The 15,343-nt window shown below is 44.1% G+C and carries 10 protein-coding genes; 6 read left to right on the forward strand and 4 right to left on the reverse strand.

Annotation, left to right across the window (positions count from 1 at the left end):
* Nucleotides 1-22 precede the first annotated feature (22 nt).
* Complete coding sequence (locus AFM12_RS18435; RefSeq protein ID WP_055151582.1) at nt 23-2,434, forward strand: alpha-L-rhamnosidase-related protein; 2,412 nt, start codon at nt 23-25, stop codon at nt 2,432-2,434.
* On the opposite strand, the gene AFM12_RS18440 is transcribed toward AFM12_RS18435, so the two are convergent.
* Nucleotides 2,435-3,154, reverse strand: a complete 720-nt coding sequence (locus AFM12_RS18440) for an NUDIX hydrolase (RefSeq protein ID WP_229308532.1) — start codon at nt 3,152-3,154, stop codon at nt 2,435-2,437.
* Nucleotides 3,155-3,306: 152 nt separating this feature from the next.
* Here AFM12_RS18440 and AFM12_RS18445 point away from each other — a divergent pair, with 152 nt between their 5' ends.
* The 5 genes from AFM12_RS18445 to AFM12_RS18465 all read left to right on the forward strand — a co-directional run bounded on the left by AFM12_RS18445 (nt 3,307) and on the right by AFM12_RS18465 (nt 11,708).
* Nucleotides 3,307-4,257 (forward strand): alpha/beta hydrolase, encoded by a 951-nt coding sequence (locus AFM12_RS18445; protein ID WP_055151585.1) that lies wholly within the window; start codon nt 3,307-3,309, stop codon nt 4,255-4,257.
* 16 nt (nt 4,258-4,273) lie between these two features.
* Entirely contained in the window at nt 4,274-6,418 is a 2,145-nt protein-coding gene (locus tag AFM12_RS18450; protein WP_216598524.1) for a PKD domain-containing protein, read from the forward strand.
* 7 nt (nt 6,419-6,425) lie between these two features.
* A complete protein-coding gene (locus tag AFM12_RS18455) occupies nt 6,426-8,504 on the forward strand; it encodes a beta-N-acetylhexosaminidase (RefSeq protein ID WP_131458484.1) in 2,079 nt (692 codons plus the stop codon).
* An 11-nt stretch (nt 8,505-8,515) separates the two neighbouring features.
* Nucleotides 8,516-9,913: a DUF1593 domain-containing protein gene (locus AFM12_RS18460; protein WP_055151590.1), complete on the forward strand. Its 1,398-nt coding sequence runs from the start codon at nt 8,516-8,518 to the stop codon at nt 9,911-9,913.
* A gap of 94 nt (nt 9,914-10,007) precedes the next feature.
* Nucleotides 10,008-11,708 carry a sulfatase family protein gene (locus AFM12_RS18465; protein WP_055151592.1) on the forward strand — a complete coding sequence of 567 codons (1,701 nt, stop codon included), beginning with the start codon at nt 10,008-10,010 and terminating at the stop codon, nt 11,706-11,708.
* 79 nt (nt 11,709-11,787) lie between these two features.
* On the opposite strand, the gene AFM12_RS18470 is transcribed toward AFM12_RS18465, so the two are convergent.
* The 3 genes from AFM12_RS18470 to AFM12_RS18480 are packed head-to-tail and all read right to left on the reverse strand — an operon-like array spanning nt 11,788 to nt 15,303.
* Nucleotides 11,788-12,900, reverse strand: coding sequence for a bifunctional 2-methylcitrate synthase/citrate synthase (locus tag AFM12_RS18470; RefSeq protein WP_055151594.1), 1,113 nt, complete (start codon nt 12,898-12,900; stop codon nt 11,788-11,790).
* Nucleotide 12,901: 1 nt separating this feature from the next.
* Nucleotides 12,902-13,798, reverse strand: coding sequence for a methylisocitrate lyase (gene prpB, locus AFM12_RS18475; RefSeq protein ID WP_055151599.1), 897 nt, complete (start codon nt 13,796-13,798; stop codon nt 12,902-12,904).
* Nucleotides 13,795-15,303, reverse strand: a complete 1,509-nt coding sequence (locus AFM12_RS18480) for an MmgE/PrpD family protein (protein ID WP_055151602.1) — start codon at nt 15,301-15,303, stop codon at nt 13,795-13,797. The genes prpB and AFM12_RS18480 overlap by 4 nt, the downstream gene beginning before the upstream one ends.
* Nucleotides 15,304-15,343: the final 40 nt, after the last annotated feature.

The raw sequence follows: 15,343 nt of genomic DNA on the forward strand, positions 1-15,343 counted from the left end.
CGTATTACCCTATTGAAACCTTATGCTTAAATATACATTGACCCGGAGAACCAGTCTCTTTTCTGTGTTCTTCCTTTTCTTTTTTACGAACATCAGGGGTCAGCAAATACCTGCTGAATTCTTACAAAAAGCCTGGCCGGCCAAATGGATTTCAGTACCTGAAACCGACAATTCGGCCTATGGGGTTTATATCTTCAGAAAGTCCTTTGTGCTCAATGAAAAACCCGAAAGTTTTCCGGTTTTTATTTCAGCTGATAATCGTTACAAATTGTTTGTGAATGGTCAGTGGGTGGGCACGGGTCCGGCCAAAAGTGATTTGTTCAACTGGAATTTTGATATCCTTGATTTAGCAGCTTATCTGCAAGAAGGGTCGAACCTTGTGTCTGTAAAGGTCTGGAATGAAGCAGATTATAAGCCGGAATTTCAGATTAGCCATGAAACGGGTTTGATCATTCAGGGCTCTTCCGAAAATTCATCTGCAGTGAACACTGATAAAAGCTGGAAATGCATTCAGGATTTGAGCTATGAACCTGTTCTGGTTAATCATTGGAATAGAAATGGCCCTTTCGAAACCTCCACTGCCAAAGGCTACTATGTGGCTGGCCCGGGGGAAAAAATTATGATGAGCTCTCATCTACAAGGATGGGAAAAGAACGGTTTTAATGATGAAGATTGGTCTTCAGCCCGCTTGGGAAACCCCGGAATTCCAAAGTTTACGGTTGGTTTAGACGGTGGGAACTCCTGGCGGTTAATTCCATCTTACATCCCTCAAATGGAGCTTACTCCTCAACGTTTTGAACGAATTGCTGAGTCTTCCGGTGTGCCAGTTCCCGATGGATTCCCGAAGAAAAACGGAACACTTGTGATTCCGGCAAATACGGAAGCTCGTTTGCTCATTGATCAGTCTTTTTTGACCAACGCTTACCCTTCGTTACATTTCAGCGGAGGAAATAATGCAAGGATAGACCTGATGTATGCTGAAGCCCTTTATCAGGGAAACAATAAAGGGAATCGAAACGAGACAGACGGCAAAAAAATGGTGGGCCGTCGGGATGTTCTTATCTCTAACGGGCAATTAAATCAGGAGTTTACAACATTGGCTTACCGCACCTTCAGGTATATTGAGCTTAAAGTTAAAACAGAGAATTCACCTTTAACGATTCATGACATTTATAGCACGTTTACCGGTTACCCGTTTGAGCGAAAAGATGAGTTGACGATTGACAATCAGGAAATGCACGAAATGTTAAAGATCGGTTGGCGAACAGCTCGTCTTTGTGCCAATGAAACCTATATGGACTGCCCATACTACGAGCAGTTGCAATACATCGGAGATACACGAATTCAGGGAATGGTAACACTTTATACGACGGGTGACCAGCGACTCGTCAGAAATGCCCTTGACCTGATGGATCGCTCCCGAATGATAGATGGACTTACCCGCAGCCGGTATCCAACAGAAAATTCACAGATTATTCCCACCTTCTCACTTTGGTACATTGGCATGCTGCATGATTATCTCTATTATGGTGATGACCTGCAATTTGTGAAGCAAAAACTTGGGGGCACGCGAGAAGTTTTGTCTTATTTTGAGCAATACAGAGATGTGGATGGCTCTGTAAAAAATCTGCCAAACTGGTTTTTCGTAGACTGGGCTGATCACTGGAAACGTGGTATGCCTCCTTTAGGAAAAGATGGAAGTTCTTCGGTGTTGGATTTGCAGCTATTGCTGGCCTATCAGTATGCTGCTGATTTGGAGAAGCAAATCGGCTTGCAGGAATTGAGTCAGCTCTATGAAAGAAGGGCAGACGACCTGAAAAAGATGATTGTATCAAAGTATTGGGACCAGGAAAAGGGGCTGATTGCTGATACACCCGAGAAAGATATATTTTCTCAACATGCCAATGCTATGGCCATTCTGTCTGGTCTAATTGATCAGAACCTGACTGCTGACCTGGCAATGAAACTCAAAAACGAGGAGTTGCTGGAGCAGGCTTCTATTTATTTCAAATATTATGTTCATCTGGCCCTTACTAAAGCCGGCTTTGGAAATGAATACCTGGCATGGCTTGATATCTGGAGAAGTCATATGGATATCGGGCTCACCACCTGGGGAGAAGATACGGATGCCAACACTACCCGATCAGACTGCCATGCCTGGGGGGCCAGCCCGAATATTGAATTTTACAGAACAATTCTCGGGATAAAGAGTGGAGCTCCCGGCTTTGAAAAAATTGTCTTTGAACCACATTTGGGTGACTTGAAAAAGATTGCCGGGAAAATGCCACATCCCAAAGGAATGATTTCAGTCGATTACGATCTGGATAAAGGGCAGGCAATTTTAAGCTTACCCCAAGGGGTTACAGGAGAATTTCTTTGGAACCACAAAAGTGTCCGAATGACATCCGGTGAGAATAAGGTATCACTGAAATAGCTATTCAGATTTCAAACGATATAAATACGGAGCCTTATTTTTGGCTCCCGTAAATTTCTTTTCCAACCGCTCGAGCACATCCATGGAGAGGATTTTTTTCTGGAAGTTGGTTCTGACAAATTCTTTTTCAAAAATGGTTTCGTAGGCATCTTGCACCTCTCTCATGGTAAACTTTTCGGGAAGCAGATGAAAAACATTGAACTTGGTGTCAATATCCTCCCTTAGTGCTTTTAAAGCTTCTTTGAGAACTTCAGGATGATCCATGATAAGCTCTGGAGCTTGATCGATATTATACCACTGAAATGACTGGTCAATAGCAGAAAGTCGCGGTTTTACATCTTTAATATTCACAAGGGCATAGTAGCCAATGGAAATGAATCGATTGGTAAACCAGGCATAACCGGGGTTCTTTTTAACTTCTTCAATATTGTCAATGTAATTTTTGGAAATCAGCTCATCCATGAATTCCTGCCTCTTGCGGTTGGCTTTGCCAAAAACTTTAAACTGCTCCATGTAAATTTCTTTCAGACCAGTTCTCTCTTCTAAAATCCGTTTAGCTGCATTTTCAATGTCTTCTTCCTGATAAATGAAACCACTTGGCAAGGCATAGAAATCACCCGAAAAATTAATTTTTGGGATAAGCACCTTTAGCTCGTTTTCTTCAAATCCAAAAATGACGCAGTCGATGCTGACCTGGTTAATAAATTTACTGTTTTCCAAAATGGCCTGTTTATATGGGTTTACTGCAAAAAAAGCTCTTTTTAGATGACACGTCAAAGGTAATTATATTTTAAAATAATTTATAATGTATATTAAAGTATACAATAAAATATTGTTTAAATTTGTCATTGAAAAATGACATTTATTTAGCAATGAAAAGAAGTATATATCTCTTATTTCTGACTTTACAAGGGCTGACACTAAATCAAACCTTTGCTCAGAAAACTATTCAAAAAGAAACTTTGGTCTATAAATCTGAAGAAGGACTTGAGCTGAAGCTGGATAAATACGTCTCCTCTGTTCCTGCTGACCACAAAAGACCAGTCATGATTTACGTGCATGGCGGGGGATTTGCCATGGGGAGCAGCAAAAATGCCCTTCAAATTAAATACAATAAGCACTTTGCCGAACAAGGCTTTGTTTCCATCTCCATCAATTACAGATTGGGTCTTGCCGGAAATCAACAGCCAGACATGACAGCTATAAACAATGCTGTTTCCATGGGTACTGAAGATTTATTGGATGTCACAAAATTCATTTTATCGAAAGCCGAAGAGTGGAATATTGATACACAGAAAATCATGATTTCAGGTGGAAGTGCTGGGGCAATTGCCTGTCTTACTGCTGAGTATGCTATCTGCTCTGAAAATTCTGTAGCTTCTGGTCTTCCTGCAGATTTTAATTATGCCGGAGTGATTTCTCACGCCGGTAATGTAATAGTCCAGGAAGATACCCTTAACTGGAAAAGAAAGCCTTGCCCTATGCTGCTCATGCATGGCTCTTTAGATCAATTGGTAAGTTTTGATTCAAAGAAAGTAGATAATACGCTTTTCGCCGGCTCACTTTATTTGCATCGTCAATTTGAACAAGCTGGTTGGGCACATTGGCTATTTGAAGAAGTAGGAGCTGACCATATAGTGGCCTTAAAGCCGCTTCAATACAATTTCCCTGAAATTGACTCCTTCATTGAAAGATTTGTCATGAAGTCATCAGAAGCTATCATCCATACCCAATGGACAGACAAGACTCCCGGCTCAATGGATAAAATGTTTGACATAGTTCCATTGTATATGACCGGATGGGATAAAACAGATGAAGAATAAGAAAACCGATAGTATAATGAGATCAATGAAATTTTTTACTCAGAAATTGTTTGGACTTGCGGCCGTAGTATTGGCTCTCGAAAGTTCATCTGTTTATGCTCAAAATAGTTTGCTTAGCATGAGCAAGCGTTTGTCAGAGCAATTTTCTACAACAGACCCTCTTTTAACCAAGCCCTATATAGACATAGACGAACAGCGGTCCATACCGTCACCCCATCGTTACGTTCATGGTGGTTTTGAGGGTACAGGTACACGGTTTTCTTTCTATTTCCCCTCAAAGGAACAATATGAGGGAAGATTTTTTCAATACGTTACACCCTTCCCGGACAACGAAAATCTTGCACAATTTGGAACAGGAGAACTGAATTCAATCGGCTTTGCCAATGAAAGCGGAGCATACTTTATAGAGACTAATGGAGGAGGGCCTACTGATTTTTCAAATCCGATGGCGAATGACGCAACGATTGGTGCCTACCGGGCCAATGCGGCTTCTGCACAGTTTTCAAGAATAGTGGCACAGGAAATTTTTGGAGGTGGCAGACCTTACGGTTATGCTTTTGGAGGTAGTGGAGGTGCGTATCGGACCATTGGTGGTTTTGAAAACACAAAAGGTGTTTGGGACGGTGTAGTACCTTTTGTATTGGGTTCTCCCATGGCCATTCCCAATGTGTTTACGGCCAGAATGCAGGCCATGAGAGTTCTCAAAGATAAATTTGATCAGATCAATGACGCCATGGATGCGGGTGGAAGTGGAGATATGTATGCAGGTCTTACTGATCAGGAAAAAACGGCTTTAGAGGAAGTGACGAAAATGGGTTTTCCACCTAACTCCTGGTACGATTACAAAAACATGGGTATTCATGGTTTCCTTGTGTTGTATAATGGCGTAGTAATGGCAGATAACGCCTATTTCACACAGGATTTCTGGAACAAGCCAGGTTATCTTGGTTATGATCATCCTGAATATTTTGAAGGTGCTCGATTACAGAAAGATTCTAAATTACTGAAGCCAATAGCCATTGATGAAGCGGTGCAACTTGGAATAAAGCAGCCAATTTCTGATGCAGATCGTGGCAGTGCGGATTTGGCCTGGAAAGCTGCCGGCGGTAGTGGAGCCGGAGTGCCCGTTGCTTTTGAAATAACTGATCTGTTACCTGAAATAGATTTTTTGGGCGGCGATTTATTCATCAATAGTGGTGAAGCCAAGGGTCAAAGACTACAGGTAGAAACCATTACTGGCAATAAAGTGGTGCTGGCTCCTACCAATTCTGCAGAGATTTTGGCAAAAATTAAACCCGGGGATGAAGTAAGAGTAGATAATTCAAATTTTCTGGCGGTTCAGTCGTACCACAGACATCAGGTGCCTGGGCCTGAATATAAAGTTTGGGATCAATTCAGAGATAAAGATGGAAAACCTATTTATCCGCAAAGACCCATGTTACTTGGGCCTATGTTTACTATGGGAGCTGCCGGTTCTTTGCCTACGGGGAAGTTTGAAGGCAAAATGATTCTTCTTGGCTCTTTAATGGACAGGGAGGCTTTTCCATGGCAGTGCGACTGGTACAGATCGAGGGTAAAGGAACATTTAGGCGATAAAGCCGATAAAAATTTCAGGCTTTGGTATACAGAGCACGCCTTGCATGGAGACCAGCAAGATCAATTGGGTGACCCTACCCGGGCTGTGGGTTATATTGGGGTATTGCATCAGGCTTTGAGAGATCTCTCTTCTTGGGTAGAAAAAGGCATAAGTCCTGCCGCAAGTACTCAGTATGAAATCGTGGATGGTCAGGTAATTACGCCAAAGTTGGCTCAAGAACGTAAGGGAATTCAGCAGACTGTTTCACTTACGGTAGGTGGAATGAAAAAGGTAGAGGTCAAAGCCGGAGAAAAAGTAAAACTTCAAGCCGTGGTAGAGGTACCAGCTGGTATGGGCAAGATTGTTCAGATAGATTGGGATTTTGACGCAAACGAAAATTATTATCCAGAGACAAGAATCCTTAAGAAATTTAAAGAAAAGCTGGTTATTAAGAAAAGCCACGTCTTTGATAAATCCGGAACCTATTTCGTGACTGTTCGAGTAAAAGCAAATAGAAACGGGAATCCAGATTCTCATTTTGCGAAGATTCAGAATTTGGATCGAGTGCGGGTAATTGTTAAATAGCTATCTGATGAAAAAGTACTTTTTGATTTTCTCTCTACTTGCTTTTTGTAAAGTTTCTGCACAGCAATCGTCAGCAAATTTGACATTGATGCCCTGGCCAAAAAGTGTTGAAATTAACGCCGGTCAATTCAGGATTACCTCAGAATTTACCGTTAATCTGACCGGACAAAAAGATGATGATATTTTAGAGGAAGCTGCAAATCGCTTTTTGCAAAGGATTAACCGTAATACGCTTGCTTATTTTAAGCAGGAGAAAATTGAATTAAATCAGTCTCTTTCGTCTTCATCACTTCAAATTAAGGTTGATCAGAAGGTAGAACCGGGAATTGGACTTGATGAATCGTATCAATTAAGTATCACGGACAACGGTGTACATCTTTCTGCTCCTACTACATCCGGAGCCCTCTTTGGTTTAGAATCACTGCTTCAATTAGTAGCAACAGATTCCGTAGGCTTTTACTTTCCTGCCGTCGAAATCAAAGATTCTCCTCGTTTTGGATGGCGAGGTATGATGCTCGATGTTTCCCGTCATTTTATCCCAATGGATATTCTGAAAAGAAATATCGATGCTATGGCGGTGGTAAAGCTTAATGTGTTACATCTTCACCTCACCGATGATGAAGGGTTTAGGGTAGAATCAAAAGTGTTTCCTAAACTTCATGAAAAAGGATCAAAAGGGCAATTCTATACACAGGAAGAGATTAAAGATCTGGTGACCTATGCCAAAGAAAGAGGAATAATGGTCTATCCTGAATTTGACCTGCCCGGGCACAGCACAAGTTGGTTTGCGGGCTACCCAGAGCTGGCCAGTGCTCCCGGTCCTTATGAACCCGGCCATCGGTATAAAGTAAAAGAAGGAGCTTCCATGCAGGAAGCCATGCAGGTGATTATGAAATCGGCCTTACCCACTTTAGACCCCAGCAAAGAATCCACATTTAAATTTTTGGATCAGTTTATTGAAGAAATGAGCTCCTTGTTTCCTTCGCCGTACATGCATATTGGTGCTGATGAAAATAACGGACTTGCCTGGCTTGAAAATCCGAAAATAGCTGCCTTTATGAAACAAAAAGGCTTTGAAAATGCTGAAGAACTTCAGGCCTATTTTGTGGAAAGAATGCATGAAATTTTGAGCAAGCACCATAAAACAACCATTGGCTGGGAAGAGCTTTATAATGCTGATTTATCAAAAGAGGTTATCGTACAACAATGGGGAGCCATAGGTGCCAACAGACCAAATGCCATGGAAATAGCCCAAAAAGGAAACAAGGTTTTGATTTCAAAGGGATTTTACCTGGATTATTTTCTGGAGGCAAAGGCACATTATAACAACCCCAATATCCCAAAGGAAGTGCACCCGAATATCTTAGGTGGCGAGGCCGCTCTATGGTCTGAGCTGGTAGATGAAAATGGTTTTGAAACCAGAGCCTGGCCCAGAACAGCCGCTGTGGCTGAGCGTCTGTGGTCTCCGGAGTCTGTCAATGATGTTGATGAGATGTATCGCAGGCTATTCATTCTGGAAGATAAATTGGAAGAAAATGGCCTTAATCACAAATTGAATTCTGAGAGAATGTTATCTGCATTGGCAAACGGACAAGATATCTCGGCAGCTTTGAAGGTCTTAACGGCACTGGCTCCTGCAAGAGGTTATGGAAGATTGCTTTCTCAGTTTGTAGCGGCTGAAAGCAAAAAATACCAAAGTGTGCCACTCGTGGCCATAGAAGATCTTGTGGCCTGCGATTATAAAGAAGCCTGGGTTTTTAAGACAAACGTGGAAGAATATCTTCAAAACAGAGATGATTTGGTAAAAGTACGTCTATTAAATCAGCTAGAAGAATGGAATTTGGCATCTTCTAAAATAACTCAACTGATCACAAAAGCCCCTAATCCTAAAGAGTTTGCTATTTATGCAGATCGTTTGTCAAAGGTTACGGAAATTGGACTAAAATCATTGAAATCCAATTCGTCCAGAGAACAGAGCGAAGAATGGTTGAAGGAGCTGAAAACATTTAAACAGCGAGGGGATAAGCTGGAAATTCAAATTTTACCGCAAATAGAGGCATTAATTAGTGCTGGAATGAAAAATTAAATTAGAATAACATGAAGTACCTTTTTTTACTCGTCGGAATAGTACTTGGCCGGGAATGCTTTTCTCAGGAAGCCAGACCCAGAATCATTGTCATGACAGACGGCGAAGTAGACGACCAAAGCTCCATGATTCGGTTCTTATTGTATGCCAATGAATTTGATATTGAAGCCATCATTGAATCAAACTCGGTGTATCAAAGAAACGGTCACAGCGTGGAACCCTGGCTTGAAAATCAGCTGGATGCCTACGAAAAAGACTACCCGAACCTAACTAAACATGCCAAAAATTACCCAACAGCGGCCGAGCTCCGGGCTTTATGCTATGTTGGTGATGAGGATTCTTCACACATTGTTGTTGACAACCGGTCACCAATGCGTGTTCCCGGAATGAAACCGCAGATTGACCCATCTCAATGGCCAGATACACCGGGGTCGGATAAGATTGTAGAAGTTTTGTTGGACTCTAAACCCGGCCCGGTCTTCATTCAGGCCTGGGGTGGTGGAAATACAGCTGCCAAAGCTTTTGAAAAGCTAAAGCGGGTATACCCCGATCAGTATGAAAAAGCAGTTAAAAAGGCGGTCATGTATAATATCTGGTATCAGGATGGGGCGGGGTCTTATATTGAGCAATTTCACCCGGAGGTCACCATGCTCATTTCTTACCATTTCAGCGGAACCTGGGATTACGGTAGTCAGAACAATTCCACGGCTTTTGTAACGGAAAATCTGACAAACGGCAAAGGGCATTTGGGTAAACTTTACCCACAGACATACATCAGCGAAGGCGATTCCCCCTCTTTCTTTTATTCCATACCTAACGGCCTTCGGTCTTTTGAAGATCCCACTTTTGGAGGTTGGGGAGGTCTATTTTATAAAGTGGATGGCTTTAAAAATGTGTATCGTGATGCCAATAAAGGTTCGTATACGCGATGGGTGGAACATGTTAACAGCGATTATCAGGCCCGACTGAAATGGTGTGAAACAGATGAGTTTTCAAAAGCCAATCACGCACCGGTTGTCAATATCAAAGGAGAGCAAAACATAACTGTAAAATCTGGTCATACTGTCACGTTGGAAGGTGAATTCAGTGATCCAGATCCATTGGATTTTGATGAGTTATGGCGGAAGTACGGTCCCATTTATCAGCAGCACGGAGGCACCCGCGAGACCTTTGAAGAAATGGCCAAAAAGAATTTCCCCAGAACCAAGGCTCACTGGTGGCAGTTTGAGGAGGCGGGTACTTACAAGGGTTTTGTTCCTTTAATTCAAACCGAAAAGGAGACGTTAACATTTACGGCTCCCCAAGTAGCCAAACCATCTACCATTCACATGGTTCTGGAGGTTTCTGATACGGGACAGCCGAAATTGACGAGTTATAAAAGGGTCATTATTACGGTTGTGCCTGATTGACAGACATTCCTTACGAAAATTTCAACTCAGGTTTCCCTAATTAATCAGTAAATTGGGCACGATTACCATTTACTCTTTAACCTTATTTACCTGAATGAATAATTTATTACCCTTGCAAAAAGGGATGTTGGCCCTGTTCTCTCTATTGGCCCTGGGTCTTTCTACTTCCTGTGAGTCCGATAAAAAAAGCGAAAGACCGAATATCGTTTTCATTATGTCTGACGATCATGCTTATCAGGCGATCTCAGCTTATGATAATAAGTTGATTGAAACTCCAAACATTGACCGCATTGCAGAGCGAGGCATGTTATTTACCAATGCCAGTGTGACCAATTCCATTTGTGCCCCTTCCAGGGCCACCATTCTGACTGGTAAGCACTCTCACCTGAACGGCAAAGTGGATAATGTCAACCCGTTTGATACCACGAATGTGACGTTCCCGCAATTGCTTCAGGAAGCCGGCTACCAGACGGCCATGTTTGGTAAACTGCATTTTGGTAATAATCCCAAAGGCTTCGACCAGTTTAAAATTTTACCTGGACAAGGCTCTTATTATAACCCTGATTTCATCACCAAAAATGAAGGTGAAATTAAAGTCAATGGTTACGTGACTGATATCATCACCGACATGACCCTAGACTGGCTTAGCAATGAACGTGAGGCGGAAAAGCCTTTTATGTTGATGTATTTGCACAAGGCTCCGCACCGCTCTTGGTACATGGCTGAACGTCATATGGAAGAGTATATGAATAAAACTTTCCCCGAGCCAGAAACGCTTTTTGATGATCATGAAGGAATGCCTGCGGCGAAAGTAGCTGAAATGAATATTAGTGGCAATATGGGCTGGGCCCGCGATCTGAAGATCTATCCGGAGACTATGGATGAAATGGGAGTTGATGAAATAGGGTTTGATAAGCAAGGCTTTGATTACGCCTACGGCCGACTGGACTCCTCTCAAAAGGCTAATTTTGACGCCTTCTACAAAAAGAGAAGTGAAGACCTCAAAGAGCGTTACCCGAATATGACATTGGAAGATCTTACCCGTTGGCGTTACCAGGTTTATATGCAGGATTATCTGGGAACCATCAAATCGGTAGACGAAAATGTAGGCCGAGTGTTGGATTACCTGGAAGAAAATGATCTGATGGACAATACCATTATTGTTTACACCTCAGATCAGGGTTTCTACCTTGGCGAGCATGGCTGGTTTGATAAGCGATTCATTTATGATGAAAGCTTTAAAACTCCACTTTTGGTTTCATGGCCAAACAGAATCAAAGCAGGAACAACTTCGGATGAACTGGTTCAGAACCTTGACTTCGCTGAAACGTTCCTGGATGTAGCCGGTGTAGAGCAGCCAGCCGATATGCAAGGAAAAAGCATGATGCCGGTATTGACAGGAGATTTGGAGAACTGGGACAGAGACGCGGTGTATTATCATTATTATGAGCATCCGTCAGAGCATAATGTAAATCGTCATTATGCAGCCGTTACCAAGGATTATAAACTGATCCACTACTATTTTGATCAGAATTACTGGGAGTTAATTGATCGCAAAAAGGATCCGAACGAGCAGCATAATTATTATGATGACCCGGCTTATGCCGACATTCGCAAAGAGATGCACACTACACTGGATGCTCTTCGTGAGCAGTACGGAGACAATGAGACGATCAGTCAGAAATACATTGACGATTTCATGCCACTGGCTGTAGAGGGCAAAGTTTGGGGTGTTACAGAAGAAATTCTGGATGGCATCGTGAAGAACTGGAAGGCCATGAAGGACGAGGAATAAAATCAAACCTTCTTCCTACTGCCGAAGTATAAACCTGCCACGACCGAATTCTCCTGAGTTTAGTCGTGGCAGGATTTTTTTAGAAGGGAAGTACCTTCCTCTGCGGAACTCCATTATAAGAACTCAGCGGCCGGATAAGCTTATTGTTCGCATTCTGTTCCAGGATATTGGCCGTCCAGCCAGCGACGCGACTCATCACAAAAATGGGCGTGAACATCTCAATTTCAAAGCCCATCATATAATAGGCAGGCCCGGCTGGGAAATCCAGGTTTGGGTAAATGTTTTTTTCTCTGAGCATGACCTTTTCGAGGATATCAGAAATTTCAATCCACTTTTTCTCACCCACAAAATCAGCCATTTTCCGGGCATACTTTTTCATGGTGGGTACTCTGGAGTCTCCGTTTTTGTAAACGCGGTGACCAAAACCCATGATTTTCCGTTTCTCTTGAAGAGCGGTCAGCATCCATTCTTCGGCTTGCCCGGGTTGGTCAATTTCCTTGAGCATGTGCATTACCATTTCATTGGCACCGCCATGCAGCGGACCTTTCAGGGCACCGATGGCCCCCGTAACGGCCGAGTAAATATCAGAGGTGGTGGAGGTGATCACCCGGGCTGTGAAGGTGGAAGCATTGAAACTATGTTCGGCATACAAAATCAAAGAAACATCAAAAGCCTTGATCACTTCCGGAGCCGGTACTTCACCGAAACACATGTGAAAAAAGTTTTCAGAGAAACTAAGGGTGCGGTCAGGCCTGATATACAATTTACCGATTTTGTGCCGGTAAGACGCCGCGATCATACACGGGATATTGGCCAGAAGACTCAGGTATTTATCCAGATTGGTATCGTGGCTGTTGTCCCAGATTCGTTCGTCTTCACAGCCGAATATACTTATTCCCGTTCGCAGACTGTCCATGGGATGGGCGTGAGTCGGCAAGGACTGCAGGCAGTTTAACACTTCCTTGGAAAGTCCTCGCTTTGCTTGCTCTGCTGCCATGAACTTTTCTTTTTGGGTCTTATCGGGGAGTTCGCCATGCACTAGCAAATAAGCGACATCTAAAAAGTCACGGTACTCACAAAGTTCCTCCACAGCATAGCCCCGGTAGGTGAGTGAGTTGGTTTCGGGCATTACTTTGGAAATGGCAGAGGTATCAACCGTCACTCCAGCTAAACCTTTGAATACTTGTTCCATATCATTCGAGGTTAAAGTTGTAAATCGAGCTGTCGAAGGCGTCATAATCTTCATACCGCAGCACCTCATACAGCTCTTTTCGGGTTTGCATGTTGGGTAAGAGGCTCTCTTGTGTGCCCTCATCCAAAATGGTTTTAAGACCATCAGATACCGCTTTCATGGCCAGTCGCTGCGTAGTCACAGGGTAGATGACCATATTCACGCCCAGGTTTTCCAGTTGTTTGGCCGTCAGTAGTTCAGATTTCCCGAATTCCGTCATATTCGCCAGAATAGGCACGGAGATGGCTTTACGCATCTGCTCAAAATCGGTTTCTGAATACATGGCTTCCGGGAAAATCATGTCGGCTCCGGCATCTACATAGGCTTTGGCCCGGTTGATGGCCCCATCAAGTCCTTCACTGGCCCGGGCATCTGTACGGGCCATCACGATGAAGTTGGGATCTGTTTTGGCTTCAGCCGCCGTTTTCACTTTTTTGATCATTTCTTCCATCGGAACTATGGTCTTGTGATCCAGATGCCCGCAGCGTTTAGGGTTGGTCTGGTCTTCCAGATGACAACCGGCCAGTCCCAGCCGTTCCATTTCCATTATGGTGCGGGCTACATTCATGGTTTCGCCAAACCCGGTATCCACATCCACAATGGCCGGCAAAGAACTCACCCGGGCGATTTGCGAAGCAATTTGAGATACTTCCGTCAAGGTGGTAAAGCCAATATCTGGCAAGCCGAGCGAGTTCGACATAACGGCTCCTGAAATATAAATACCATCAAAACCCAGCTGCTCAATGATCATGGCCACCAAAGCATTGTAGGCTCCGGGGAATTTCAGGAGTTTGCCGGAGGCCAGGCCTTCTGCAAGCACTTTCCGTTTTTCTGTGGCGGTTATTGTTGAGTTGATCATCCGAAAATTCCTTTTTGTTGAGTTTTTACTAAATAGCCTTCAGGCACTTCCACATTGAGCTGCTGGATTTCCTGCGGCGAAAGCTCGGGGAGGCGACTGACCAGTTCCAGAAAACGGTTTCTTTCTGCCGAAGTGATGATGCCCTCCGTAAGCATATCAAACTTTTGGATATAGTTTTTTCTCACAAAAGGCCGGGCACCGGCAGGGTGGGCATTGGCTCTTTCCAGTTCGTCTTCGATGATTGTTCCGTCTTTCAGGGTGATGATCACTTTTCCGCCGAAAGCCTTTTTGTCGGGGTCCGGGTCGTGGTACAGTTTCGTCCACTTTTCTTTCTCCACCGTGCTCACTTTATGCCATAGGTCAACAGTATCTTTTCGGTTCGTCCGTTCAGGGGCATAGGATTTCACGTGGTGCCAGAAGCCATCCTGCAGAGCCACTGTGAAAATATACATGATGCTGTGATCAAGCGTTTCCCGGGAGCTTTTCGGATCAAATTTCTGAGGGTCTTTTGAACCTGTGCCGATCACATAATGCGTATGGTGGGAGGTCTCAATCAAAATACTTTCGATGGCCTCAAAATCCGCAATCCTTTCCCGCATCCGGAACGCCAGGTCAATCAGGGCCTGCGACTGATATTCGGCGGAATGCTCCTTGGTATAGGTTTCCAGAATGGCTCGTTTGGACTCTCCGTGATCTGGTAAGGGTACCGTATAGTTCGCTTCGGGACCATCCAAAATCCAGGCGATCACAGAGTCCTCTCCCTCGTAGATCGGCGACGGACTTTTCTCACCTCGCATGGCTCTGTCCACCGCTTCAATGGCCAGTTTAGCTCCATGAGCGGGTACGTAGGCTTTCCAGCTGGAGATCTCTCCTTTGCGGGATTGACGCGTGCTGATACTGGTATGCAAAGCCTGCTGAATGGCCTGATAGGTGGTCTCTGTATCGAGGCCAAGCAAGGCACAAACCCCTGCCGCCTGGGCCGGAGCAAGGTGGGCCACGTGATCAATTTTATGCTCATGCAGGCAGATGCCTTTCACCAGGTTCACATGCACTTCATAAGCCGCCACGATGCCCCTTAAAACTTCGGCTCCGCCTTTGCCCATCTGCTGGGCCACGGCTAAAACAGCCGGAATGCTATCCGCCGGATGCGAATAATCAGCTGCCAGAAAAGTATCGTGATAGTCCAGCTCACGCACGGCTACACAATTGGCCCAGGCAGCCCATTCGGCATGGACGCGGGTCTTGTTTGAGGTGCCAAAAATGTTGGCTCCGTTCCCGGTTCTGGAATGGGCCAGAGCTTGTTCACGGGCGTTGACGACGGGTGTGCGATTGACTGAAGCGATGGCTACTGAAGCATTATCGATGATGCGGTTGATCACCATTTCGGTGACTTCTGCATCGATGGGCGTGAGGTCGGTGGTCATGGCGGCCAGTTTCCAGGCCAACTGCTCTTCTTTCAGAAGATTGGTTTTAGAAGGATAAACCTTGACGGTATGGTTGGTCATGAAGTACTCTTTTGTTCTTGTTGATGATGAGCGTTTTCCG

The organism is Jiulongibacter sediminis (assembly GCF_001306455.1).
Taxonomy (GTDB): Bacteria; Bacteroidota; Bacteroidia; order Cytophagales; family Spirosomataceae; genus Jiulongibacter; species Jiulongibacter sediminis.